This is a genomic window from Salmonella sp. SAL03688 (assembly GCF_046551895.1).
In the GTDB taxonomy this organism is placed as follows: Bacteria; Pseudomonadota; Gammaproteobacteria; order Enterobacterales; family Enterobacteriaceae; genus Salmonella; species Salmonella enterica.
Genome location: NZ_JBGDVI010000004.1, coordinates 262,274 through 286,732 on the forward strand (window position 1 = coordinate 262,274; position 24,459 = coordinate 286,732).

General features: G+C 48.2%; 21 protein-coding genes. 16 read left to right on the plus strand and 5 right to left on the minus strand.

Translation table 11 applies throughout. The features are described from left to right. Window positions 1-4: 4 nt before the first annotated feature. Entirely contained in the window at window positions 5-1,477 is a 1,473-nt protein-coding gene (locus ACLJR2_RS06270) for a fructuronate reductase (RefSeq protein WP_000437132.1), read from the minus strand. A gap of 110 nt (window positions 1,478-1,587) precedes the next feature. Further along, window positions 1,588-2,772 (minus strand): mannonate dehydratase, encoded by a 1,185-nt coding sequence (gene uxuA / locus ACLJR2_RS06275; protein ID WP_000815487.1) that lies wholly within the window; start codon window positions 2,770-2,772, stop codon window positions 1,588-1,590. Between the two features lie 404 nt (window positions 2,773-3,176). On the opposite strand from uxuA, the gene ACLJR2_RS06280 reads away from it, so the two are divergent. From ACLJR2_RS06280 to iraD, 5 genes are all read left to right on the plus strand, one after another. Next, on the plus strand, window positions 3,177-4,481 hold the full coding sequence (locus ACLJR2_RS06280; RefSeq protein WP_000784371.1) for an MFS transporter: 1,305 nt from the start codon (window positions 3,177-3,179) through the stop codon (window positions 4,479-4,481). A gap of 395 nt (window positions 4,482-4,876) precedes the next feature. Next, entirely contained in the window at window positions 4,877-5,755 is an 879-nt protein-coding gene (locus ACLJR2_RS06285; protein ID WP_000089254.1) for a carbon-nitrogen hydrolase family protein, read from the plus strand. 38 nt (window positions 5,756-5,793) lie between these two features. Continuing rightward, a complete protein-coding gene (locus ACLJR2_RS06290; RefSeq protein WP_000540893.1) occupies window positions 5,794-6,717 on the plus strand; it encodes a polysaccharide deacetylase family protein in 924 nt (307 codons plus the stop codon). Between the two features lie 725 nt (window positions 6,718-7,442). Continuing rightward, entirely contained in the window at window positions 7,443-7,928 is a 486-nt protein-coding gene (locus ACLJR2_RS06295; RefSeq protein WP_000338746.1) for an Hcp family type VI secretion system effector, read from the plus strand. Further along, window positions 7,928-8,308, plus strand: a complete 381-nt coding sequence (gene iraD, locus ACLJR2_RS06300) for an anti-adapter protein IraD (protein WP_015633129.1) — start codon at window positions 7,928-7,930, stop codon at window positions 8,306-8,308. Before ACLJR2_RS06295 ends, iraD begins: the two co-directional genes overlap by 1 nt. Before the next feature lie 134 nt (window positions 8,309-8,442). Here the strand turns inward: iraD and ACLJR2_RS06305 are convergent, their stop codons facing one another. Beyond that, the gene (locus ACLJR2_RS06305; protein ID WP_001286402.1) at window positions 8,443-9,927 is read right to left on the minus strand and encodes an NAD-dependent phenylacetaldehyde dehydrogenase; all 1,485 of its coding nucleotides are present in this window, start codon (window positions 9,925-9,927) and stop codon (window positions 8,443-8,445) included. Between the two features lie 161 nt (window positions 9,928-10,088). Between ACLJR2_RS06305 and ACLJR2_RS06310 the strand changes: the two genes are divergently transcribed. From ACLJR2_RS06310 to ACLJR2_RS06325, 4 genes are all read left to right on the plus strand, one after another. Further along, window positions 10,089-11,390: an NAD(P)/FAD-dependent oxidoreductase gene (locus ACLJR2_RS06310; protein WP_001093168.1), complete on the plus strand. Its 1,302-nt coding sequence runs from the start codon at window positions 10,089-10,091 to the stop codon at window positions 11,388-11,390. Between the two features lie 14 nt (window positions 11,391-11,404). Then, entirely contained in the window at window positions 11,405-11,779 is a 375-nt protein-coding gene (locus ACLJR2_RS06315) for a cupin domain-containing protein (protein WP_000542984.1), read from the plus strand. A gap of 208 nt (window positions 11,780-11,987) precedes the next feature. After that, the gene (locus tag ACLJR2_RS06320) at window positions 11,988-13,487 is read left to right on the plus strand and encodes an APC family permease (protein WP_000475960.1); all 1,500 of its coding nucleotides are present in this window, start codon (window positions 11,988-11,990) and stop codon (window positions 13,485-13,487) included. Further along, the gene (locus tag ACLJR2_RS06325) at window positions 13,465-14,022 is read left to right on the plus strand and encodes a DUF3156 family protein (RefSeq protein ID WP_000100110.1); all 558 of its coding nucleotides are present in this window, start codon (window positions 13,465-13,467) and stop codon (window positions 14,020-14,022) included. The genes ACLJR2_RS06320 and ACLJR2_RS06325 overlap by 23 nt, the downstream gene beginning before the upstream one ends. A 104-nt stretch (window positions 14,023-14,126) precedes the next feature. Here the strand turns inward: ACLJR2_RS06325 and ACLJR2_RS06330 are convergent, their stop codons facing one another. After that, on the minus strand, window positions 14,127-14,810 hold the full coding sequence (locus ACLJR2_RS06330; RefSeq protein WP_001275357.1) for a helix-turn-helix transcriptional regulator: 684 nt from the start codon (window positions 14,808-14,810) through the stop codon (window positions 14,127-14,129). Window positions 14,811-15,321: 511 nt separating this feature from the next. Between ACLJR2_RS06330 and ACLJR2_RS06335 the strand changes: the two genes are divergently transcribed. Next, complete coding sequence (locus tag ACLJR2_RS06335; RefSeq protein ID WP_000933437.1) at window positions 15,322-16,506, plus strand: anaerobic sulfatase maturase; 1,185 nt, start codon at window positions 15,322-15,324, stop codon at window positions 16,504-16,506. A gap of 68 nt (window positions 16,507-16,574) precedes the next feature. Next, a complete protein-coding gene (locus ACLJR2_RS06340) occupies window positions 16,575-18,314 on the plus strand; it encodes an arylsulfatase (protein WP_000712454.1) in 1,740 nt (579 codons plus the stop codon). 47 nt (window positions 18,315-18,361) lie between these two features. On the opposite strand, the gene ripR is transcribed toward ACLJR2_RS06340, so the two are convergent. After that, window positions 18,362-19,240 (minus strand): itaconate degradation transcriptional regulator RipR, encoded by an 879-nt coding sequence (ripR, locus tag ACLJR2_RS06345; RefSeq protein WP_000423172.1) that lies wholly within the window; start codon window positions 19,238-19,240, stop codon window positions 18,362-18,364. A gap of 91 nt (window positions 19,241-19,331) precedes the next feature. Here ripR and ripC point away from each other — a divergent pair, with 91 nt between their 5' ends. The 5 genes from ripC (at window position 19,332) to ACLJR2_RS06370 (ending at window position 24,278) form a co-directional block, all read left to right on the plus strand. Beyond that, window positions 19,332-20,174 (plus strand): itaconate degradation C-C-lyase RipC, encoded by an 843-nt coding sequence (gene ripC / locus ACLJR2_RS06350; RefSeq protein WP_001112897.1) that lies wholly within the window; start codon window positions 19,332-19,334, stop codon window positions 20,172-20,174. A 23-nt stretch (window positions 20,175-20,197) separates the two neighbouring features. Continuing rightward, complete coding sequence (gene ripB, locus ACLJR2_RS06355; protein WP_001094307.1) at window positions 20,198-20,725, plus strand: (R)-specific enoyl-CoA hydratase RipB/Ich; 528 nt, start codon at window positions 20,198-20,200, stop codon at window positions 20,723-20,725. A 24-nt stretch (window positions 20,726-20,749) separates the two neighbouring features. Continuing rightward, the gene (ripA, locus tag ACLJR2_RS06360; RefSeq protein ID WP_000982333.1) at window positions 20,750-22,075 is read left to right on the plus strand and encodes an itaconate CoA-transferase RipA/Ict; all 1,326 of its coding nucleotides are present in this window, start codon (window positions 20,750-20,752) and stop codon (window positions 22,073-22,075) included. Between the two features lie 64 nt (window positions 22,076-22,139). Then, a complete protein-coding gene (locus tag ACLJR2_RS06365; RefSeq protein WP_000582672.1) occupies window positions 22,140-22,520 on the plus strand; it encodes a VOC family protein in 381 nt (126 codons plus the stop codon). Between the two features lie 615 nt (window positions 22,521-23,135). Then, a complete protein-coding gene (locus tag ACLJR2_RS06370; RefSeq protein ID WP_001534160.1) occupies window positions 23,136-24,278 on the plus strand; it encodes a Fic family protein in 1,143 nt (380 codons plus the stop codon). The last annotated feature ends 181 nt before the right edge of the window (window positions 24,279-24,459 follow it).

Below are 24,459 nucleotides of genomic sequence, written 5' to 3' on the forward strand. Positions count from 1 at the left end.
CTCCTTACTTAGCCAGCGCTTCTACCGTGGCTTTCGCGCCATTCTGCAATAGCTGTTGGTAAGCGTCGGTAACGGCTTGCACAAATTCGTGGTTCTTCGGCAGGTCGTTGCCAAAGATAGACTCGATGGCCAGTAGCCCGCGAACGCGTTCTTCCGGCGTCTGATATTGCTGATGAATCGCCTGATACTGCGCGAGCAGCGGATCGACGACATCAATGGTTTTACCTTGCTCATCGACACCGCCGACGTAACGCATCCATCCGGCGACGCCCAGCGTCAGGCGGCGATAGTCATCGCCCTGTTGCAAGTGCAGGCGCACCGGGTCCAACAAACGCTGCGGCAGTTTCTGACTGCCATCCATCGCGATCTGCCAGGTGCGGTGTTTCAACGAGGGGTTAGTGAAACGCGCGATCAACAAATTCGCATACCCTTCCAGATCGGTGCCTTCCGGCATTGACAACGTCGGCGCTTGTTCATCAAGCATCAGCGCCAGCGCCGCGCGCCGGTAAGCCGGGTTGGTCATGGTATCGGCGATAGTGTCATACCCGCCGAGATAACCCAGATAGGCGAGGAAAGAGTGACTGCCGTTAAGCATACGCAGCTTCATCATCTCAAACGGTACGACGTCTGCAACGAATTGCGCCCCGACGGTGTCCCAGTCCGGGCGACCATTCACAAAGTTATCTTCGATGACCCACTGGCGGAAGGGTTCGCAGGCGATAGCGCAAGGATCATAAACCCCTAACTGGTCGGCAACCAGTTGTAGCGTCTCTTCGGTCGCCGCCGGAACAATGCGGTCAACCATGGTGCAGGGGAAGGTCACATTGTCGGCAATCCATGCGGCGAGGGCGGCATCGCGAGCTTTTGCCAGACCGAGGACGGCAGCCTTCGCGACGTGACCATTCTCGCGTACGTTATCACACGACAGCACGGTAAAAGCTTTCAGTCCTTGCTCCCGGCGCATGTTTAGCGCTTCGACAATATAGCCAATGGCGGATTTAGGCTGCTGTGGATGGGCAAGATCGTTTTGGATAAGCGGATTATTGACATCAAGCTCGCCGCTGGCGGGGTCGGTGCAGTAGCCTTTTTCGGTCACGGTTAAGGAGACGATGGCGGTTTCCGGGCGCGCCATTGCCGCCAGAATCCCTGCATGGCCGTCGAATTCAGGGTGCAGCGCTTCTTTCATTGAACCGATAATTTTCAGTTCGGTGCTTTCTGCGCCGCGTTCTGCAACGGTGTACAGCAGATTTTGCGCTTTCAGGTTCGCGATCAGCCGCGCGTCGTTACCCGGCATCAGGTTCACTTCACAAATGCCCCAGTCGCTGTCGCTCTTTTCCAGTAAATGATGGGTAAAGAGCGCCTGGTGCGCGCGGTGAAACGCCCCGCAGCCCAGATGCACAATACGGGATACCAGACGTGATTTGTCCCAGTTTGGGCGGGCGACGGAAACCTGGGCGGTGGCGATATTCTGTTCCATTGCAAACTCCTGTCATTCGACGTCTTCGCCCGCGATCTCCGGGGCGAGGCATGTTGCTATTGCATTGAGTAGGGGAAATCGCATGACGCGTCGCGCCATGCGAAAGAAGGTTATTTGCTAAAGAAAGCGCGCTGGATAGCCAGTTCGACGCCGCGGACTTCCGCAAGCCCTTTCAGACGGCCAATGGCGGAATAACCCGGATTCGTTTTCTTCTTCAGATCGTCCAGCATCTGATGACCGTGGTCCGGGCGCATTGGGATCAGATCGTCGCTACCTTCGGCTTTACGACGGTGCTCTTCTTCCACAATCGCTTTAACGACTTCATACATATCCACATCGCCGTGCAAATGGGCGGCCTCGTGGAAGGTCTTCGGATTCTCTTCGCGCAGCGTAGAGCGCAGATGCGTAAAGTAGATGCGCGGACCAAATTGCTTGATCATATCAACCAGATCGTTGTCGGCGCGCACGCCGTAAGATCCGGTACACATGGTGAAGCCGTTCGCCATGCTATTAACGGTTTCCACCATCCATTGCATGTCTTCAATGGTAGAGACAATGCGCGGCAGGCCGAGAATAGGGCGCGGCGGATCGTCAGGGTGAACGGCCATACGCACGCCAACCTCGTCGGCAACCGGAATAATGGCTTTCAGGAAATAGGCAAAATGTTCACGCAGTTTTGCTTTATCGATATCTTTATACGTCGCCAGGTGTTGGCGGAACTGATCCAGCGTATAGCCTTCTTCCGCGCCAGGTAAACCGGCAATAATGTTGCGGGTCAGACGTGCTTTGTCTTCCTCGCTCATGGTGGCGAAACGCCGCTCTGCCTGAGCAATCTCTTCTGCCGTATAGTCGGCTTCTGCTCCCGGACGCTTCAGGATATGCAGTTCGAACGCGGCGAATTCAATCTGGTCAAAACGCAACGCTTTGGAACCATCCGGCAATACGTATTCCAGATCCGTACGTGTCCAGTCCAGCACCGGCATAAAGTTATAGCAAACCGTATAGATACCGCATTGCGCCAGGTTACGCAGCGTTTGCTGGTAGTTTTTGATCCATAAATCGTACTGACCGGTGTGGGTTTTGATGTCTTCGTGGATAGGTACACTCTCTACCACAGACCACTCCAGACCCGCCTCTTCAACGATTGCTTTACGTTTCTGGATCTCGTCTACCGACCAAATTTCTCCATTCGGGATATGGTGTAACGCCGTTACCACGCCGGTTGCGCCAGCCTGGCGTACATCTGACAGCGTTACCGGGTCGTTAGGTCCGTACCAGCGCCAGGTTTGTTTCATATCTCGTTTCCTCTTCTTGCGATAACGTCTTCGTGGTTGACCCATTGCCAGCCAACATCGAAACGTGCTTTGTAAACCCGTTCTGCCCCCTAAATTCAACCAAAATTTTTCTCATGTCAACCTTATTGTCTAAATTGGCTAACCAAATCACAAATATCATCATTCACGGTCTGCCAATTTTATTTATTTGATCTGTGTCAATTTTTGCTGGGTGAAAAGCATTCACCATTCAACTTGAAATGAGTTGATGTATTTATTTCAAGAATATTAAGGGCGGGAGTTGCCGCCAGATTTTGACCGGTCCGGATGAGAAAATATTGATTGGTCAACCAATTTTTGTGATTTCAGTTTTCCCGCTACAGGTCAGACGGCGCGGAGCTAATGTTTTTTAACGAGGCTTTATCATGAAGATGACAAAATTAAGATGGTGGATTATCGGCCTGGTCTGCGTAGGGACCATCGTAAACTACCTGTCCCGTAGCTCGCTTAGCGTTGCGGCGCCAGCGATGATGAAAGAACTCCATTTTGATGAGCAACAATATTCCTGGGTGGTGAGCGCCTTCCAGCTTTGTTACACCATTGCGCAGCCGATCACCGGCTATTTGATGGATGTCATCGGACTGAAAATCGGCTTCTTTATCTTTGCCTTGTTGTGGTCGCTGATCAACATGGCGCACGCGCTGGCCGGCGGCTGGATAAGTCTGGCATTTCTGCGTGGTCTGATGGGGCTAACCGAAGCGTCAGCGATTCCGGCCGGGATTAAAGCCAGCGCCGAATGGTTCCCGACGAAAGAACGCGGTATTGCGGGGGGCCTGTTTAATATCGGTACTTCGATTGGTGCGATGCTGGCGCCGCCGCTGGTGGTCTGGGCGATGCTGACCTTTGCTGATAGCGGCATCGGTACTGAAATGGCGTTTGTGATTACCGGTGGGATCGGCGTGCTGTTCGCCATCACCTGGTTCCTGATTTATAACTCGCCAAATAAACACCCGTGGATCACCCACAAAGAGCTGCGTTATATCGAAGACGGCCAGGAAAGCTATCTCCAGGACGATAATAAAAAACCGGCCGTTAAAGAGATCGTTAAAAAGCGTAACTTCTGGGCGTTGGCGATTACCCGTTTTCTGGCTGACCCGGCATGGGGAACGCTGAGTTTCTGGATGCCGCTGTATCTGATTAACGTGATGCATCTGCCGTTAAAAGAGATCGCCATGTTTGCCTGGCTGCCGTTCCTGGCGGCGGACTTTGGCTGCGTTGCAGGCGGTTTCCTGGCGAAGTTCTTCATGGAAAAGATGCACATGACCACGATCAATGCGCGTCGTTGTAGCTTTACCATCGGCGCTGTTTTGATGATTTCGATCGGTTTTGTCAGCATTACGACTAACCCGTATGTCGCCATTGCATTGATGAGTATTGGCGGTTTTGCGCACCAGACGCTGTCTACCGTCGTGATTACCATGAGCGCTGACCTGTTCAAGAAAAATGAGGTCGCGACGGTTGCCGGTCTGGCAGGATCTGCGGCATGGATGGGACAGTTAAGCTTCAACCTGTTTATGGGGGCATTGGTCGCTATTATCGGTTACGGCCCGTTCTTCATTGCACTCAGTCTGTTCGATATTATCGGCGCCATCATCCTGTGGGTACTGATTAAAGATCCAGAAAAGCACCACCCGCCAATGACGGAACAGCCGCTGGCGTCTCACCGCTAAAGCTGTCTCGGTTTCACTGGCCTGATAAGCGAAGCGCTACCGGGTTCTAACGGCCACCTTCGGGTGGCCGTCTTCATTACCCTTATCGGTAAAAATACGCGTTGGTTTTATACCAGCGCGTTATCATTTAGTTTGCCTGATTATTTTCAGATGCTGAAAATAATATTGTGGTAAGGGTTATTGTTTTTCGCCTGGATTTTTATCGACTCTCTGTCTCGCTGCGATCATCGATAAAGTCCCCTTTATGTAAATAAAGGTTCAATGCTTCTACTCTTTTCTCCATATATTTTGCGCAGCTTCACAAAAAATAACCTGATGTCGTAATGTCCACTCCCTAATATTCTCCATGCGCTATACGTTAATTTAAGTTTAAATTTCATGCCGGGGATATCACGATGTCACGTAATTTTACTGTTTCAGCCTGTCAGTATATTGTTACCGAAATAAACACTTTTGAAGATTTCATAACAAAGGTAAGGATACTTCTTAATAAAAGTCAGGGGGCTGATGTCGTTATCTTCCCGGAGCTATTTACCATTGAGTTATTTACATTATTGAAAAAATGGCAAGAAAGACCCATTTCACACCTAACTTTAATTGATCAGTTTACGGATGCCTATAAGCAGCTTTTTCAACAGGAAGCGAAAGAAAGAGGACAGTTCATTATTGCTGGCTCTCATCTGGAGCAGACTGGAGCAGATCGCTATGAGAATGTTGCGCATATATGGGGACCCGATGGCGAACATTATGCTCACAGTAAGACGCATATCTTCCCGGCTGAACGGGGTTGGTATACTCAGGAAGGCGATAAAATGGCTGTTTTTCAACTGCCATTTGCAAAGGTGGGTTTTAATATTTGTTATGAAGCAGAAATACCGGAGTGTGCCGCGACGCTGGCGGAACAGGGTGCGGAGTTAATTTTAACGCCTTCCGCTACGTTTACTGAACAGGGATTTTGGCGAGTCAGGCATTGTTGCCACGCACGTTGTATTGAAAATCAAATTTATCTTGTTCACTGTTGCCTGGGCGGAAACCCGGGCGGGCCACTGCCTGGCTGCTGGGCCCGAAGTTCAATTTTAAGCCCCTGTGATGTCGTGTGGAAAAATCCACAAGGTATTATCGCAGAGGCGCACGTCAATCAAGAGGATGTCATTTCAGGAGAAATTAACCTCGATGTTCTATATGAAAATAGACTTGGGGGGGCAGCAACAACGTTCAAGGACAGACGCAGAAAAGCAGGCATATATAATATCTGGCCATCACACATTAAATAACAGAATGTGTCCCTTCTATGTATTAGCTGGAGGTCGTTATGGGATATTTAAAATTACCTGAGGGTAAAAGGATTGCGGTCAATCTTGGTGTCGATGTAGATGCTCAGTCTTTATGGCTGGGCGGATTTAATCGACCATCGCCATCCTTTATGTCACGAGGAGAGTTTGGTGCACAAGTTGGCGTACCAAGGCTTCTGAAATTGTTCAAAGAAAATAATATCAAAACCACCTTTTTTATTCCCGGACACACTGTAGACACCTTCCCGGAAATCAGTAAAGCGATTTTTGATGCCGGGCATGAAATCGCTCACCATGGCTACTATCATGAAAATCCGACTCTGGTGAATCGTGATACAGAACGCCGACTTATGGATCTGGCGTTCGCCTGTTATAAAAGACATTTTGGCATACGCCCTGTGGGATACCGTTCTCCCTATTGGGATTATAGCGAGAATACGCTGGATCTTCTGGAGGAAGCCAGTTTTCTCTATGACAGTAGCCTGATGGCGAGAGATCTTGTGCCTTACCATCCTCAACGTTGGCAGGTGAATTGGGAAACGGGAAATATCGCAGGCCCGGCCAGCGCGATTCTGGAAATTCCTGTTAGCTGGTATCTGGATGATTTTCCCGCACTGGCGTATACCGGCAACCAGGAGGGGATGAGCGATACTGACGGTGTTCTGCGACGCTGGAAGGATATTTTTACCTATGCTTATAACCATCAGGAAAACGGCTTATATGCGATGGCTCTTCATCCGCAGATAATCGGTCATGGGCATCATATGATGATGTTGTCACGTTTGATTGAACATATTAAAGGGCATGATGGCGTATGGTTTGCAACCTGTGAAGAGATAGCCAGTGTCTGGGTGGATGACGAAGAGGATCGACAAAAAATGCTCCGTCCTGATGTTCGTGGCGTAGCGCCGGTTCCGGATGATTATGGCTGGCCAGGCAAATGATATCACCTCATGACAATGTTAATATCAGTCGGGTAACGGATTACCCGGGCAGAAGTTACCTGTTTGCCCGCTCGTTAATGCATATTGTCCATCAGAAAGGGAGACTATCCCGGGACGTATAAAATCTTTTTTATTTCGGTCAAAACGTTAATCAACGAGAATAGTTTGTTTTTTGATTTAAATCATTTTTTAGTGTTCACAGGAAAATAAGCAAATAGTATTTATAATGTGAGTATTAAGAAAAATAAAATTTCCATAGTGATTAATTTTTATTTAACGCTTTGATTTTTAATGTTTTTGTATGTGTTAATTGATGTAAATCAATTTGTATTTTTTTATTAAATAAGTAAAAATTAAGTTGATATTTGCTTTTTGATGTGTTTTTTATATATAGCTGATTATTATTCTGAAATGTCAATTTTTGAATAACGACGCTGTGATACCGGCACCAGGGATACTTTGCGATAAAAGGGATTGAATATGGCAGAGAGCGTTCAGTATAACCTCAATTGTATTTGGCCACAGCGGGCCAAAACCTTCTATTGCATTGCAACCAGCGGAATAACGTTCATCAGACGTGGGTAAACGTTGGCAAAATCCCTGCAAACCTGGCGTTTTTCACGCTGTGTTTTTTGGTAGTTGCGCTTTTAATAAGAGTCACAAGCGTTGGCCGCTGGTATTCGTCTGGCTGCTGAACTGCCACTTGATCAACAAGGAGATAAATCATGGATGCGATTTTTTTAAAGCTCGACAATATCAAAGGCGAAAGCCAGGTTGAAGGCTTTGAAGATCAGATAGAGATCATGTCTTATAGCCACAATGTGGCAATGCAGGTAAATAACGATATTAGCCTCACCGAGCGGACTTCCGGGCGTGCGCATGTTGGTGAAATGTCGCTCACCAAATTTGTCGACCTCGCCACGCCTGTGCTCAATGAGTACTGCTGTAGCGGGAGGCTTATTAGAACCGCGGTGCTGACGTTGTGCCGCAATGACGACGGCAAAATGCGGTCGCTTATCGTTTATACCCTGACAAACGTGCTGATATCACAACTCAGTGTTAGCGGCGGCGCCGGCGGTAAGCCGGTGGAAACGATGTCGCTGAACTTCACGAAAATCAAATGGCAAATCACTGCCGAGAAATCAGACAGCGCTCAACAGGAGTCCAGAACGTCAGTATGGGATCTGGCGATGGACCAGATAGGGAAATGATGATGACGCCAACCATTCCGGTCGCGCTATTCGACAGGCTCTTGGTTGAGGGGATAAGCCCACATGAATTGGTACGCTGCAAGTTAATGTGTTTATTCAACTCTTGCGCCGTGCCTGGTGGCGAGACATTACCGCCGCTGCTCACTCGGGGTATGCCGGAATGGCACGAGGTGAATGTGGGTGACAAACGGGTTCTCAACTGGTTTTGCCGTGAGCTTCGCGCTGCTATTTTACGTTATGAACCGAGCATCAACATGCTGAAAGTCAGTGTAAAAGATGCCTATCATCAGACGCTGGCGTTGTCTTTGGAAGCGATGTTACAGGATGAGTCTGAACCGTTAAGGCTGGAGATAGCCTACTCTAACGGTAGATGGCGCTAGTAATGCAGGAAGGAACGCCGGGCCGGGCGTTTAACATTACCCACAAGCAATAAAACGCAGCGAGCGAACCTGATAATCAGGCAGACAGTCCTCCTTTCGGTATGGTTGATCTGCCTGCATCATTTTCAGGATGGTTAATAACGGACCATGACCGATTTAAGTTCGGTATAGTCATCAATAAACGCGCTGCCAAATTCACGACCAATGCCCGATCCTTTCATCCCTCCAAAGGGTACCGCGGGATCGAGGAAGGTATGCATATTGACCCACACCATGCCAGCATCAATATCTTCAGCGTAGCGTAATGCCTTAGACATATTTTCCGACCACACACTTGCAGCAAGGCCGAATGGCGAAGCGTTGATATGCGAAAGCGCCTCTTTTTCATTCTGATAACCGATAAAGCTACAGACAGGGCCAAAGGTCTCCTCGTGCATCAGCGTACTGTTTTTACTACGCACTTTTACCGCCGTCGGCTGTAAAAAGTACCCTTCGCCGGGTAAAGTTTCACCGCCGTAAACAATAGTATCCCCTTCTTCCCGTGCGCGTTGAATCAGATGCAGCACTTTTTCAAGCTGAACCTGATTCGCCAGCGGGCCCATCACCGTTTTTTCATCTAAAGGCGAGCCGGGCACGATCTCCGATAACCGTTGCCTGAGGAGCGTCATGACCGTATCCAGTTTTTCCTGGGGCAGATAAAAACGCTCTGCGGCAGCACAAATCTGTCCTTGATTCAGATAACCGGCTTCAAGAATACCGTTGACCATGGCTTGTGCCGAGAGATCATTGAGAAACAGCGCCGCATTTTTCCCTCCTAGTTCGAGGGTAACGCGTTTTCCTGACGATGTTGCCGAACGCCGGACTTTCTCACCTGTCGCAACTGACCCGGTGAAACTCACTTTGGCGCAATCTGGATGCGCGATCAGCTGTTGCGCTATCTCACCGCCAGCACCGTTTACCACGTTAATTACGCCATCAGGGAAACCTGCCTCTTTAGCCAGCTCAGCGACTCGCAGCAGTGTCAGCGGGGTATATTCACTTGGTTTAATGACGATGGTGCAGCCACATACCAGCGCTGCGGCCAGTTTCCAGATAGCAATCATAATTGAGAAATTCCACGGCACAATACCGACGACCACACCAATGGGTTGGCGTTGGGTAAACGCGGTGTATCTCTCTTCTCCCATTGATGGCAGGGAGACATTCAGCGTTTCACCGGTTATTTTTCCTGCCCAACCGGCAAAGTAACGCAGGAAGGCCACTGACTGATCGAGTTCAAGACCGCGCGACAGCAGAATCGTTTTACCTGAACAGACGCTTTCCAGTTGAGCCAACTCTTCACGATGAGCGGCAAGAGTATCAGCCAGTTTCAGCAGTAATGCGCCGCGTTGTAACGTTGGCATTTTACGCCAGACATCAAACGCCCGTCTGGCGCTCTGCATGGCCTGTTCTGCCTGCGCAGGGGTTGCCGATACAACGTCGGCGATGATTTTGCCGGTGGCTGGGTTAGTGACCGAAAAGTTCGTGCCGTTTCCGGCCTGACGTTCACCTGCAATAAATTGTCCGTGTCGTTGGCGTAAAAAAGTCGTTACTTCGGCAAGTAATGTCACATCGCTCATCAGAAGTGCCTGTAGGTCAGGAATGTACGTTTTTCCATCCCAACATACTTTTTCGGAACTGAATATCGTTCCAAAGAACGTCATTCTTCCGGACGATATTTTGTAAAACGTTACCGTGCTGTGATAGCGGTCTTAGTCAAGCGTGATGACAAGGTAACGCGATGAATACAAAACTCGATGCGTTGAATTACTACGGCGCGACGAAAAAATACCCGTTGCATTTTCCTGCTCTGCAAGAGGATATTGATGCCGATGTGGTGATCATTGGCGGTGGCTTTTCAGGCATCAATACCGCGCTGGAACTGGCGGAGCAGGGGATCACTAATGTTGTCGTTCTGGAAGCCCGCCATCTTGGGTATGGCGGCACCGGACGAAACGGCGGTCAGGTGATGGCCGGTATAGGTCACGACATCGAAGCCGTTAAAAAATATGTAGGCGCAGCGGGAATGGAGACGCTGTTTAAAATCTCGAACCTCGGCGCAGGTATTATTCGGGAGCGAATTCGTAAATACCATATTGATGCTGATTTTGTCCCCGGATATGGTTATCTGGCCTACAACCAGCGGCAGTTAAAAACGCTGCAACAATGGGAAAAAGAATTCAAAGCCGCCACGCCGGAAGACGATATTGAACTCTATACCGGTAAAGACGTGCAGCAGGTTATCGGTTCCGACGTCTACTGCGGTGTTCTCAAGCATATGGGGGGAGGGCATGTCCACTCGCTGAATTTATTGCTGGGCTCCGCTCAGGCTGCGAATTCGCTGGGGGTGAAGATATTCGAATATTCACCTGTGGTTGAGGTCAGTTACGGTAAAACTGTGCGGGTACGTACTGCGATGGGCAGCGTAAAAGCAGCCAAATTGCTGTGGGCCTGTGATAGTTTTCTCAATAATCTGGAACCAGAAATTTATAAGAAAACGCTGGTTACTTATTCTTATCAGGTCTCTACAGAACCTCTCTCCAGCGAGCTTGTTGAGCGGATCAGTCCCTTGCGCGGGGCTTTTAGCGATATCCGCCCGGTGATAAATTACTACCGTCTCACAAAAGAAAACCGTCTGCTGTTTGGCAGCGCCACAAGGTTTCTTGAATATACCCCGCACGATTTTGCTGCCTGGAACCGCACTCTGTTGACGGAGGTCTTCCCTTATTTGAAAGACGTTAAAATCGATTTTGCCTGGGGCGGACCGATGGCCTGTAGCGCGAATCTGTTTCCGCAGATTGGCACGCTTCGTGAGCACAATAATGTTTTTTATGTTCAGGGTTATTCCGGATTTGGCGTCACGCCTTCCCATATTGTATGCAAAATCCTGGCCGAAGGAATAAATGGCGGTTCCGAGCGGTATCGTCTGATGAGTAGCATTCCCCATGCGACAATTTATGGTCGCGACAGTTTACGTCTATTGCTGGTCAGTGCGGGAAAACTGATACATCAAACAGCCGGTTTCTGGAAAGGCCGGAATTAACCAGGAGAACATTAATGCACGCTTTTAAACTCAATCAACCTGTTCCTGAATTACAGCCAGTCGGGAGTGTCAGCCTGTTAGGGGCGTTGCCAACAGAAGGCGATCCCCAGGTCGCCGTTGCGATGATTTACGGTAAACCTGAGGACGTATTTACCTGTGGACTGTTTTCATCGACCCGCGGCGGTTTCACGATGATTTATCCCTTTACCGAGCACGCAACCGTGCTGGAAGGGGAAGTGGAACTCACTGTCGCGGGTCAGGAACCGATACGTTTTTCACCGGGCGATAGTTGGTTTGTTGAACAGGGAACCGAAGTGGCATGGAAAGTTTTAACGCCCCGTTTTGTAAAACATTATCTGGCAAACGTTGAAAGCCATAAACAGGGTTGAATCCTTTAATTGTTCGTCAGTAGCGTTGGCATCACTGGGGAGAATAACGCGCTCCCCACTTGCTATTAGCGCATGCGGGGACGGCGTCACAACGTTATTTACCGTTATCCCTCTTCAGGACGATACCTGTTAGTTACGGTGCCTGCCATAAATAAGCGTTATTCCGGAGCGGTAATTTATTGTTGTAATAATAGTGAAGAGGTTGACCATGTTTAAAAACAGACTTGCCAGCCATCTTGAACGTGGCGTTATTGGTTTCCCCACGACGCTTGCCAGCTCCGTCGGGCTGATTATGGCAAGCCCGGTGATCCTGACCGTGACCAGTGGTTTTGGCTCAGGGGGAGATACCTTTGCCCTTGCGGTATTACTGGCATTTATTATGATGCAAGCGCAGATTACCACCTTTGCCGAAGCGGCAACGCTTATTCCCACGACTGGCTCCGTCTACGACTATATTTCCTGCGGGATGGGGCGTTTTTTCGCTATCACCGGTGCGCTTTGCGCTTACCTGATCGTACACATTTTTGCCGGCACGGCAGAAACGATTCTCGCTGGCGTCATGGCGCTGGTGAACTTTGAGTCCGTTAGCGAACACGTGGCCATGCAGCACAATACATGGATGGTTGGCGTCGGCATGGTAGTGGTTTTCGGGTTACTGAATGCCATTGGTGTTGAAGTATTTGGCAAGGTGGAAGTATTTCTTACTTTCGGTATGTGGACTACCCTGACCATCTTCGGTTTATGCGGGATCCTGTTATCCCCGGTCACTCATCATTCTGGGTGGTTTGGCGCACCGCTTGATGTCAGTAATCTTTCTGGTCTGTTTGGTTATATTGGCATGGCGATGTTTATGTTCGTCGGTTGTGAACTGGTAACGCCAATGGCGCCGGAAATTAAAAAAGCGCATCGTACGATTCCCAGAGCGATGGCGCTTGGCCTTTTAGCGGTGGCAGGTTGTATGTTCCTCTATGGCGCTGCGATTAACCGGCAGGTAAATAATGTGGTGGTCGATGCGGCAAACCATATCTTTTTACTGGATACGCCGATGGCTATTCCCGCCTTTGCCAATCGTGTCATGGGACATGTCGGGCAATACTGGCTGGGCGTGGGGTTGTTGTTAGCGGGATGTGCGACGATTAATACGCTGATGGCGGCAGTACCGCGTATTATATACGGCATGGCGCTGGACGGCGCTTTGCCGCGGTTTCTGACCTGGTTGCACCCCCGCTTTAAAACACCGGTCATCGCCATCGCATTCGGTGTTGCGATTCCCTGTTTACATGCCTGGTATCTGAACGGTGATATCGACCACATTGTTCCGCTGATCCTCGCTGCGGTCTGCGCCTGGGGAGTCGCTTATCTGCTGGTAACGTTATCGGTCGTTATCTTACGTATTCGGCGCCCCGATTTACCACGCGCTTACCGGGCCCCCTGGTTTCCCTTACCTCAGATTATTTCGAGCGTGGGTATTATTATCGCCATTATTAATATCGCGCCTCCAGGAATGAACAGTCGGGATGTACTTATACCATTCGGTATTATGCTTGGATTGACTGCCGCCTATGCCTTATTCTGGACATTATGTGTGCAACGGGTTAATCCTTTCCTCCCGCTTCCGGTAGAAGAGGTCGTGGAACGGGCGATGGGCAATTATGAAAAGCGAAACAATGAAGAGATGACGCCAGATGTCCTCCGTCCCCTGGTTTAAGAGCACATTAATGAACATGGTGTTACGTGATTTGAGCGGCTGGCGTTGTGAAAAATTGACCGAACATAGCGCCGTGCTGCATCTGAATGCATTTACCCAGGTTATCTGCCATGTTCAGCAAAAACGGTTATTCATGGCCAGTATTCAAAGTTGTGAATTCAGGGTGAAAGGCACAATCAATTATCCTTTGCAGGGCAAAATTCGCGCTCATCAGCCCGGATGGCTGAAACGTTATCCCGTCATTTTTACTGGCAGCAAAAGTACCGCCGGGCTGATTAACTATCTTAATCGTTTCCCCAATTTACAACAGGCTCTGAGTGAACTGGATTATCGTCGGTTTACGCTGGTTTTACATCATAAGGAATGGTATTGCGGCATTGAGCTATGGGCTGCTAGCGAAGTGGTTTGTAAAATGCCGCCGCTGCGCCGTTATCTGCGGCTTGAGCGGCACCAGCGTGTTCTTCTGCTTAGTGTGATAAATATGATCAATCAGGCCATGAATCAATGGCTGCAACAGGATACCGACGCCAGATAATATGACATTTTATTGCGGCATCAGCTCAGAGGGTGGTATTAATTCAGGCATATATGACATATGGGGAAAAGACCCGCAATTGACGCGGGTTAAAAAGAACGCTTTCACATATTCAGTGAATGTTGTACCGAGGACATTCTGGTTCGGGAAACCAGTTCCGTGCGATTTATCACTTCTGTTTTAGCAAAAATATTACGTAAATGCGTTTTCACTGTTGAGAGAGAAATATTCAACTGACGGGCAATCAATTTGTTGCTGGCCCCTTCGCAGACCATTCCCACAATTTCACGCTCTTTGGCGGTCAATATTGACGTCAGATTGTTGTCTTCCTGAAGAGAATCATGAATCGCCAGTCCCAGTAATGGTTGTACTGCCTGGGCTCGCAAACGCTCTTCGCTGGAAAAAGGTATATCGCGCATTAATGAAATGCCCGCGATAATACGATGGCCCCGACGAATAAAGATCTCAATCATGTCGCACACATGATTAGGTAGCATAAATTCATGATAATAATGGCGATGACGGGCACAGATACCGGGCGTCATCGTCGCTACGGTAATAACCTGCTGGCCGAACCGGGAAGGCGATAGCGGGTCTAATGGTTGAAAATGCTCCAGATATTGTTGGTGTGTGCTATTAGAAATGTTATGTAAAACATAAGCTTCCGGCTTTAAATAAGCATTAACACGATAAAAAACCGCCGACGACAGAGGAATGAGTTGCGCAATGCTCTGTAAGCAATGGAGAGTGATCCCGTCATTATGGCCAGTAGTTGATAAGGCTGACATGTTATCTCCTTCCATCCGGATGAGCGCGTCGGGGCGCAGTAAAATAGTGGTATGTTGAAACATACAATTTACATTCGATTAACACAATCATTCACATGTTAATAATGTGATGCGTGTTGCGATATTTTTTATAACCGATTGAAAATAAATGATTTTAATTTAAATCTTGTCTGGATTTATAAAAAATAATTAAAAATTATTAATATAATTTTTTTCTGTCGCGGTTGACTCATCTCCTGAAAATGCCGTGAGTTCTCGTCCTTCAGGACGATATTCTTTTGAGACGCCTGTTCTATGATTTTCTGTAATAGCGCAGGTTAACAGAGACTTAATTTCTGGCTCAGACAGGATTTGCTAAATAACATTTCAATAGCGTCATGCGCTATGCAGAAAACCGGCGTATCAATAGATACAGCCTGCTCTCGGCATTCTGCCCGCAGCGCCAGACGAACGCTATTGCGAAATGTGAGTCATGTCTCCGCATCAGAAATGATAATTACAGGACAGAATAATGTTGAATCTCAACACATTACGGCAACAACAAATCCCCGTAATGACGGAATATCGCGCGCAGATACCCTTTCATATATTGGCAAAACCCATAGGCCCTGCATGTAATCTGGCCTGCCGCTATTGTTATTACCCACAGGGCGAAACGCCCGTAGAAAAAATGAATGAATCAACGCTGGAGGTTTTTATTTGTCGCTATATTGCGGCGCAACCTGCCAGTGCGCGTGAAATTAATTTTGTCTGGCAAGGCGGTGAACCGCTTTTAGCCGGAATCGGTTTTTATAAAAAGGTAATAGCGCTTCAACAACGATATGCGCCTGACGGCGTGACGATCAGTAATAGTCTGCAAACGAATGCGACGTTGTTAAACGATGCCTGGTGCCGTCTGTTTCGCGACAATAATTTTACTATTGGCATCAGTCTTGAGGGCAGTGAAGACTTGCAAAATCATCATCGTCCGGGCAAACGCGGCGAGGCCAGCTATCCGGCGGTGTTGCGGGGAATCACATTGTTACAACACTATCGAGTCGATTTTAATGTACTGATTGTCGTGCATGATGACATGGCTCGCCATGCGGCAGCCATCTACGATCATGTTGTTAGCCTTGGCGCTCGTTATCTGCAATTTCAGCCACTGATGGACGAAGGCAACGCCCTACAGCAACGTTACCAATTGAGTGCGGATAACTGGGGACGTTTCATGATTGATATCTGGCGTCAATGGCGCAAACGCGGTGATATGGGGCGGGTTTTTGTGATCAACATTGAACAGGCATGGGCACAATATTTTACGCATATCAGCGCCACCTGTGTCCATTCCGCCCGCTGCGGCACGAATCTGGTCATGGAGCCGGACGGCAAACTCTATGCCTGCGATCATCTGATTAATAGCCAGCATTACCTGGGACAGCTTTCTAATAATACGTTAGCGCCAGCCGTAGATTCCGCAACCCGGCTTCCCTTTGGTATTAAGAAAAGCCAGCGCCGGGAGTGTCAACGGTGTTCTGTGAAAATAGTCTGCCAGGGAGGCTGCCCCGCACATATCAACAGTGCCGGCTACAACCGACTTTGTAGCGGCTATTACTCTTTTTTCACGGAGATTCTGGCTCCGCTACGCGCCTGGCCCCGGAATCTGAATGGACTGAAGGCCTGGCGTGCTGACGTTATGGGCAGATTTTCGGGCTGATGGTCCCTCTTGCTGCATTTGCCCGCCGCTCTTGTACAACATCCGTAGTCTGAAATGGAGAATAAGCCGTGAAAAAAGAAGTAACACTTGCCACACTCAGCATTATCTTCTCCGGTACGGCACACAGTACGCAAAACGAACGTCCTGATATTATCGTGATTATCGCTGATGATATGGGATATTCTGATATCACTCCCTTCGGTGGGGAAATCCCAACGCCTAATTTGCAGGCGATGGCTGAGAACGGCGTGCGGATGAGTCAATATTACACGTCTCCCATGTCTGCTCCCGCCCGTGCGATGCTATTAACCGGGAACACCAGTCAGCAAGCGGGTATAGGCGGTATGTGGTGGTATGAAAATACCATAGGTAAGGAAGGCTATGAATTGCGCCTGACTGATCGGGTGACGACCATGGCTGAACGCTTTAAAGATGCTGGTTACAATACGCTGATGGCGGGTAAATGGCATCTTGGTTTTACGCCAGGCTCGACGCCAAAAGATCGGGGCTTTCGTCATTCTTTCGCCTTGATGGGGGGAGGCGCCAGTCACTTTGATGATGCCGTGCCGCTGGGAACCGTGGAGATATTTCATACCTATTATACCCGTGACAATCAGCGCATTTCACTGCTCTCCAGTTTTTACTCCAGCGAAGCCTATGCCAGCCAGATTAATCGCTGGATCAGCGAGACGCCACGGGAACAACCTATCTTCGCGTGGTTGGCCTTTACTGCGCCACATGATCCTCTGCAGGCACCGGATGAATGGATTAGTCGTTTTAAAAGTCAGTATGAACAGGGCTATGCAGACGTCTATCGTCAGCGTATTGCTCGTTTGAAGAAACTGGGTTTCCTGCGTGATGACATACCTCTGCCAGGACTGGAACTTGATAAAGAATGGCAGGCGATGACCCCGGAACAGCAGAAATATACGGCGAAGGTGATGCAGGTTTACGCTGCTATGATCGCCAATATGGATGCACAGATTGGTACCGTTATTGAGACGTTAAAAAAGACCGGGCGCGATAAAAACACGATTCTGGTCTTCTTAAGTGATAATGGGGTGAATCCGGCAGAGGGCTTTCACTATGAATCTGAACCAGATTTTTGGAAGCAATTCGATAATCGTTACGAAAATATTGGTCGTAAAAATTCATTTATCTCTTATGGTCCCCACTGGGCTGATGTCAGCAATGCGCCTTATGGTCGCTATCACAAAACGACCAGCGGTCAGGGGGGAATTAATACCAGTTTTATGATTTCCGGTCCTGGTATCATCCATCATGGCGCCATAGATAACGCCACAATGGCGGCGTATGATGTCGCGCCCACGCTCTATGAATTTGCAGGTATTGATGCCAGTAAATCATTATCTGAAAGACCGACACTGCCAATGATCGGCGTGAGTTTTAAACGCTATCTGACCGGTGAAAGTCTGCACGCGCCTCGCACACAATATGGTGTTGAACTCCATAATCAGGCGGCCTGGATAGATGGGGAATGGAAATTGCGTCGTCTTGTCACAGTATTCCCACAGGCGGGTAATGCTCCATGGGAATTATTCAACCTGCAACGTGACCCCCTGGAAACGCATAATCTCGCAGCAGATTATGTGGATAAAGTGAAAATACTGAGCAGTGCATATGAGGCATTTACAAAACAGACAATGGTGCTTTATGCCAAAGGCAAGCTTATCGATTATGTGGGTATCGACAGTAAAACCGGGCGTTATCTGGCTGTCGATCCACAGACATTGCAGCCAGTTCCTGCTCCGTTAGCGATTCCTTTAGACACAAAATCGGACCAATAATTATTGGTTACGTTTCAAATGATTATTCAACGCTCACGTAACTGCATTCAGCCAGTGACTTTCAGGATGAAGTTTCTCAGCGTTGGCGATGTATCGCCGCGCCGGTATGCCAGAGCCAGCTTTGCGACGGGCATCTGGTCTGCAACGGGGCGGTATACTACTCCCTTGACATTAACCTGTTTCATTGAATCTGGAACCATCGACACGCCCATCTCTGCCGACACAAGGTTAATGACTGACGAAATTTGCGGCACGAGTTGACCAATTTTCGGTTCAAAGCCCGCTTTACCGCAGGCCTCGATCACTGCGTCATAAAGCGACAGGCCGATTTCACGTGGGAAGAGTAAAAAAAACTCATCTTTGAGAATCGAGAGTGCAATCTGTTTACACGCCGCAGCAGGATGCGTTTCTGCCAGCACAATAACCATTGGCTCTTCAGACAGTAACCTGAGCTGGAACCGTTCATTGCCTGTAAAACCGGGTCTCAGAAAGGCAACATCCAGCGATCCTTCATTCAATTCATCAGCCAGTTGAGTTGTATTTCCTTCCTCAAGCTGCAAACGAACGTCAGGATAAGCCCGCTTGAAAGTACGGATTGCGCTGGGCACCACACTGTTAAATGCCGCAGAGGCAGTAAAACCCACCCTTAACACGCCCGACTCCCCCCTGGCGACACGCTGCGCCGCCAGCACGGCTCTTGTCGCGGTAGCAGGCATCCCTTTAACAACATCATAAAATGCTTTTCCAGCCTCGGTTAATTCCGCGCCATGAGGCACTCTCCGGAATAGCTGCGCTCCCAGCTCTCTTTCCAGATCCTTAATCTGTTGGCTTAGCGGCGGCTGACCTATGCCTAATTTTGTCGCAGCCCGCGTGAAATGCCGCTCTTCAGCGACGGCGAGAAAATAGCGAATATGGCGCAGTTCCATCCTCATCTCCAAAAGCAATTAAGAATGGCACTATCATATATTGGAAGAATGAAACCAGCGAGCGCATAGTGAGGTTAACAGGAGGTGCAATATGCCCGATATTTCTCATACACCGACACGTAGCTGGCTTTTTACCCCAGCAATTCGACCAGAACGCTTCATAAAAGCAGTTGAAAGTGCGGCGGATATTTCTATTATCGATCTTGAAGATTCCGTCACCCCGAATGACAAGGCGCAGGCCCGGAAAATTGCGATGCAGTTCCTTTCATCCCGACCAAACTCATCGCTGAAAATAGCATTAAGAATTAATGGAATGAATACTCATGCTGGCATTGAAGACCTGCATATGTTACTGGAATGCCGTTTTTTTCCTGATTACATTATTCTTCCAAAAACAGAGTCAGCCGCGCACCTGCAAATCGTGGATAGTCTTATCATGATGGCTGGTTCTGATACTCGCCTTATTGGCATTATTGAGTCAGTTGTTGGGCTTAATGCCGTAGAGTCTATTGCGGACGCCACCCCCAGACTCTGCGGGTTGATGTTTGGCGCCGCAGATATGGCGGCTGACATTGGCGCCACACCCGCCTGGGAGCCTCTTGCGCTGGCGCGGGCCAGAATAGTGGCTGCCTGCGCTATGAAAGGGCTTCTTGCAATAGATGCTCCCTTCTTTGATATAGGCGATTTTTCAGGTCTGAAAGAGGAAACGCTGCAGGCGCTCAGTTTTGGTTTTTCTGCAAAATCGGCTATTCACCCCGCTCAGATTAGTGTAATCAACGCCGCATTTACTCCTACAACGGCAGAAATTAATCATGCTCGTGCAGTACTGACAGAGAATGCCAAAGGCGTCGGGATCGTTAGCGGCATGATGATAGATGCAGCCGTTGCCCGTCAGGCCCGGAGATTACTCGCCCGGGCAGGGATCTTTTCTTGATTTTATTAACAGAGGAATTGATTATGAACACGTTATTACCCGCTTATAAAACCATTAGCGAGGGGCGCTACCGAGAAATTTCGGGTCTTTACTGGGAGGATTTTCATCCCGGTGATGTTTTTGAACATCGTCCCGGCCGGACGGTTCTGGACGCTGATAATGTGTGGTTTACCCTGCTCACTCTCAATGTGCAGCCGGTCCATTTCGATGCGGCTTACGCCAGCAAAACGGAATGGAAAAAGTTACTGGTTGATTCAACGTTCACTCTGGCGCTTTTAACCGGTATGAGCGTGCGTACTGTCAGCGCCAAGGTCGTGGCCAATCTTGGCTGGGATAAGGTACAAGCCGTCCATCCGGTTTTCGCAGGGGATACACTTTATGCTGAAAGCACTGTACTCAGCAAACGCCTGTCAAATAGTCGCCCGGGACAAGGCATCGTTACCGTTCGGACATGTGGTATTAACCAGAATGGTGTAGAGGTCATGCGCTTCGAACGAACAATGTTAGTTTATTGCTGTGGATGTTCGCCTGAAGAAGACGCCGCTTATTGAGAAATCGCCCTGAGGTTTAGAGTCATGATGAATGTTAATGCAGTGTATGCCGAAAAATGCGTGACGCCTGACGAGGCGGTTACTTTAATTACCTCCGGCAGTCACCTCTCTATGGGAATGTTTGCAGCAGAGCCTCCAGCTTTGCTGAATGCGCTGGCAAAGCGAGCGAAAAGGGGAGAAATCAACGATCTGCGGGTTTACTGTTATGAAACAGCCAGCATTGCCGGGAACACTATTTTCCGTTATGAGCTAAGTGACTATATTCATCTCTACAGTATGTTTATTACCGGTATTGAACGGGCTTTAATACGTCAGGGGATTGAGAGTTCCGGGCGAAAAATAGTTAACTATGTACCTTCAAATTTTCATCAGGCGACGCGATTACTGGCTGATGATATTGGTATTGATACCTTTATTCACACCGTGTCCCCTATGGATAAGTATGGCTATTTTAATTTTGGAATTGGAAACGATTATTCCACCCGGATTGCGAGGACAGCTAAAAAGCTTATTGTCGAAGTTAACAAATATATGCCACGCGTTCATGGAGAAGGTGCTGCAATCCATATTTCAGAAATTGACGCCATTGTTGAAAACCATGTCCCTTTAATTGAACTACCAATACGTACTGCCGTAGCCGAAGATATTGCTATCAGTCAGATTATCGCCTCTCTTGTGCCAGATGGCGCTTGTCTCCAGATGGGGGTCGGCGCATTACCGGAGCTCATCTGTAATGCGCTCAAGGAACATAATGATCTGGGGGTCCATACAGAGGCACTGAATCCGGGGTTGGTAAGTTTGATTCAACAAGGCGTCGTTACCAACCAGCGTAAAAATATCGACCGGGGAATGTCTGTATTTACTTTTGCTATGGGACAAAAGGATATGTATGACTATCTCAACGACAACCCCTCTTTTTTTAGTCGGCCTGTCGATTATGTTAACGATCCGGGGATCATTGCGCAAAATGAGAATGTTGTCTCCATTAACGCTACCTTACAAATCGATCTCACTGGTGCCTGTAACTCTGAATATTTGCTTGGACACCAGTACAGCGCTTCAGGAGGGCAATTGGATTTTGTCAGAGGCGCATATGCATCTAAAGGAGGTCGTTCCATTATTACGACCCGCTCAACGGCCGTGAATGATACGATTTCTCGTATTGTTCCCCGCCTTGAGGGGCCTGTAACAACCCCACGAACGGATACGCACTGGATAGTCACTGAATTTGGCTCCGTAAACCTGAAGGGGCTCTCTTCAACCGAGCGTGCGCTCAGCATCATTGAATTGGCACATCCCAATTTTCGGCAGCAACTTAGAGAAGATGCAAAAAAAATGCATCTGATTTAAAAGTAGGTTAATGCTATTTTTTAATGTAGCATCCCTAAAATATAAACATCATGAGTCTATTCAAATGATAATTGACAGAATTGATCACCTTGTATTAACGGTATCTGATATATCAACCACAATAAGATTCTACGAAGAGGTACTTGGTTTTTCTGCGGTAACATTTAAACAAAACAGAAAAGCGTTAATATTTGGAGCGCAAAAAATTAACCTCCATCAGCAAGAAATGGAGTTCGAACCAAAAGCGAGTAGACCAACGCCGGGATCTGCCGATTTATGTTTTATTACATCGACACCGATAAATGATGTTGTGTCTGAGATCTTACAGGCAGGCATTCCCATTGTTGAAGGCCCGGTTGAGAGAACTGGAGCCACAGGCGAGATAATGTCTATCTACATCAGGGACCCTGATGGAAACTTAATTGAAATTTCGCAGTATGTTTAATGTTAAAACTTACTATTACTGCCTTTATTATGATCACGCATCCGTTTATATTGGTCTAATGGAGATCATATGGCAATAATTTCTGGAAAGAGTCTATGTTCAAACTTATTGACTTGAAGACATCGAGGAATTCATAAGAAAGCATAAAAAAGGAAAGGTGGTGCCGGACTCGGAATCATATCTAGGATTAACATGCTGTTTGTTATTGGTTTTGTTGGTATTTCTCGTAAATAGCGCCCCCACTAAAGCCCCCATAAAAAATCACTTTATTTTTGTGATGGTTATCACAAAAAAACGTTGTTTTGCGAGTGGGGCTTTGTTATGTGTGGAGTCAGGTCTACACATAACGGTCTGAGGTCCACATATAGCAGATGGAATTCCACACATAATGGTTCGGGGTCCACACATAGCGGCGCTAAAAAATCCATGCTGCATTACGCAGGCAAAACTTCATCCCTCTTCGCATTGAACATCTTTCAAACTTACATTTGATATGTTGGAACAAAGGTTTTTGAGATAATAAAAATTGGTGTGTTTTCTAATTTATAGATTCTATTAGTATTTTTTCTATACTTTTGAGATGCCTTCATGCACCAGTTGAGATAACTAAACATCATGGCTCAATTTAATCACTTTGAACTCTCGCTTCTGAACCCCAGCTTTGACTCCCCTTTGGTCGATGCGCTGACGGAGCTGGAGTTATTCCGGCACCTGCGGCTGGAAACCGATGTTCACCCTATCCTATTTGCGCAGTTGAAGGCCGTTTTCCACATGCTGGAGAGTCTTGGCTCTGCAAGAATTGAGGGAAATCACACCACGCTTGCCGACTATGTTGAAAGCAAGGTTGAAGGAACGCAGAGTTCGACGGATCAGCTCAAAGAAATCAACAATATTGAAGCCGCGATGGAGTACATCGACGAATACCTGAGCGATGGTGATGAGATAACGGAATATTTTATCCGCGAGTTGCATAGTCTGGCGGTAGCCGGGCTGCAACAGGAAGGCGACAGAACGCCCGACGCATATCGACAACATAATGTCAGCATTGCTCAGTCTGACCATTTGCCGCCGGACCACATTCGCGTTGCTGATTATATGGCGGAACTAACCGCCTTTATTAACCGTGCCGATAAGCCAAAGTACGATCTGATGAAGATTGCGCTGGTGCACCACCGCTTTGGCTGGATACATCCCTTTGGCAACGGTAATGGCCGAACGGTCAGACTGCTGACCTATGCGTTGCTTATCAAGTATGGTTTTAATGTTCAGGCTGGTGGGCGGGTTCTCAATCCGACTGCGGTATTCTGTAATGATCGTGAGCGCTATTACGCCATGCTTTCGTTAGCCGATAAAGGCACTGAGCAGGGGCTGGAAGAATGGTGCTTATATGTGCTTTCGGGGATCTCCTCTGAGCTGAAGAAAGTCGATCAACTGACAAGCCACGCTTTTCTGAGCGAAAAGATCCTGTATCCGGCTATCGATTTTTCGTCGGAGCGAGGGTTGATAAATCCGCTGGAATCGAAGGTACTGAAACGCGCCGTCGAGTTGGGGACGATCAAAGCGGGCGATCTACGTACCGTTTTGCCTGATCTGAAACCGACGCAGGTGACTTATCAGCTTGGTAAGTTGATTGAGCGGGGATTGCTTCAACCAGTAGAAGAGGGGGCGCGTACCTATACGGCGAAGTTTTCTAACTCGTATCTGATACGTGGGGTGATTAAGGTGCTGCGGGAAGAAGGGTTTATTCCTGATTTGTGATCCTCAATCTGGTTTATCTTTTGGTATTCATGTCGTTTTTAAATCGACTTTAGCGATAAAAAATAAACCATTAGAGCAAACCGCCCCTGTTAGCGCAGGGGCAGATTTATAAGTGTGATTCAGGGCAGTGGCGGCAGACCAAGCTCTTTAAGAAAGGCGTTATGCGTATCTCGCGCTTTCG

Coding starts and splice junctions, on each gene's coding strand:
- ACLJR2_RS06270 (WP_000437132.1), bottom strand. CDS start 1,477: ATGGAACAGAATATCGCCACCGCCCAGGTTTCCGTCGCCCGCCCAAAC.
- uxuA (WP_000815487.1), bottom strand. CDS start 2,772: ATGAAACAAACCTGGCGCTGGTACGGACCTAACGACCCGGTAACGCTG.
- ACLJR2_RS06280 (WP_000784371.1), top strand. CDS start 3,177: ATGAAGATGACAAAATTAAGATGGTGGATTATCGGCCTGGTCTGCGTA.
- ACLJR2_RS06285 (WP_000089254.1), top strand. CDS start 4,877: ATGTCACGTAATTTTACTGTTTCAGCCTGTCAGTATATTGTTACCGAA.
- ACLJR2_RS06290 (WP_000540893.1), top strand. CDS start 5,794: ATGGGATATTTAAAATTACCTGAGGGTAAAAGGATTGCGGTCAATCTT.
- ACLJR2_RS06295 (WP_000338746.1), top strand. CDS start 7,443: ATGGATGCGATTTTTTTAAAGCTCGACAATATCAAAGGCGAAAGCCAG.
- iraD (WP_015633129.1), top strand. CDS start 7,928: ATGATGACGCCAACCATTCCGGTCGCGCTATTCGACAGGCTCTTGGTT.
- ACLJR2_RS06305 (WP_001286402.1), bottom strand. CDS start 9,927: ATGAGCGATGTGACATTACTTGCCGAAGTAACGACTTTTTTACGCCAA.
- ACLJR2_RS06310 (WP_001093168.1), top strand. CDS start 10,089: ATGAATACAAAACTCGATGCGTTGAATTACTACGGCGCGACGAAAAAA.
- ACLJR2_RS06315 (WP_000542984.1), top strand. CDS start 11,405: ATGCACGCTTTTAAACTCAATCAACCTGTTCCTGAATTACAGCCAGTC.
- ACLJR2_RS06320 (WP_000475960.1), top strand. CDS start 11,988: ATGTTTAAAAACAGACTTGCCAGCCATCTTGAACGTGGCGTTATTGGT.
- ACLJR2_RS06325 (WP_000100110.1), top strand. CDS start 13,465: ATGTCCTCCGTCCCCTGGTTTAAGAGCACATTAATGAACATGGTGTTA.
- ACLJR2_RS06330 (WP_001275357.1), bottom strand. CDS start 14,810: ATGTCAGCCTTATCAACTACTGGCCATAATGACGGGATCACTCTCCAT.
- ACLJR2_RS06335 (WP_000933437.1), top strand. CDS start 15,322: ATGTTGAATCTCAACACATTACGGCAACAACAAATCCCCGTAATGACG.
- ripR (WP_000423172.1), bottom strand. CDS start 19,240: ATGGAACTGCGCCATATTCGCTATTTTCTCGCCGTCGCTGAAGAGCGG.
- ripC (WP_001112897.1), top strand. CDS start 19,332: ATGCCCGATATTTCTCATACACCGACACGTAGCTGGCTTTTTACCCCA.
- ripB (WP_001094307.1), top strand. CDS start 20,198: ATGAACACGTTATTACCCGCTTATAAAACCATTAGCGAGGGGCGCTAC.
- ripA (WP_000982333.1), top strand. CDS start 20,750: ATGATGAATGTTAATGCAGTGTATGCCGAAAAATGCGTGACGCCTGAC.
- ACLJR2_RS06365 (WP_000582672.1), top strand. CDS start 22,140: ATGATAATTGACAGAATTGATCACCTTGTATTAACGGTATCTGATATA.
- ACLJR2_RS06370 (WP_001534160.1), top strand. CDS start 23,136: ATGGCTCAATTTAATCACTTTGAACTCTCGCTTCTGAACCCCAGCTTT.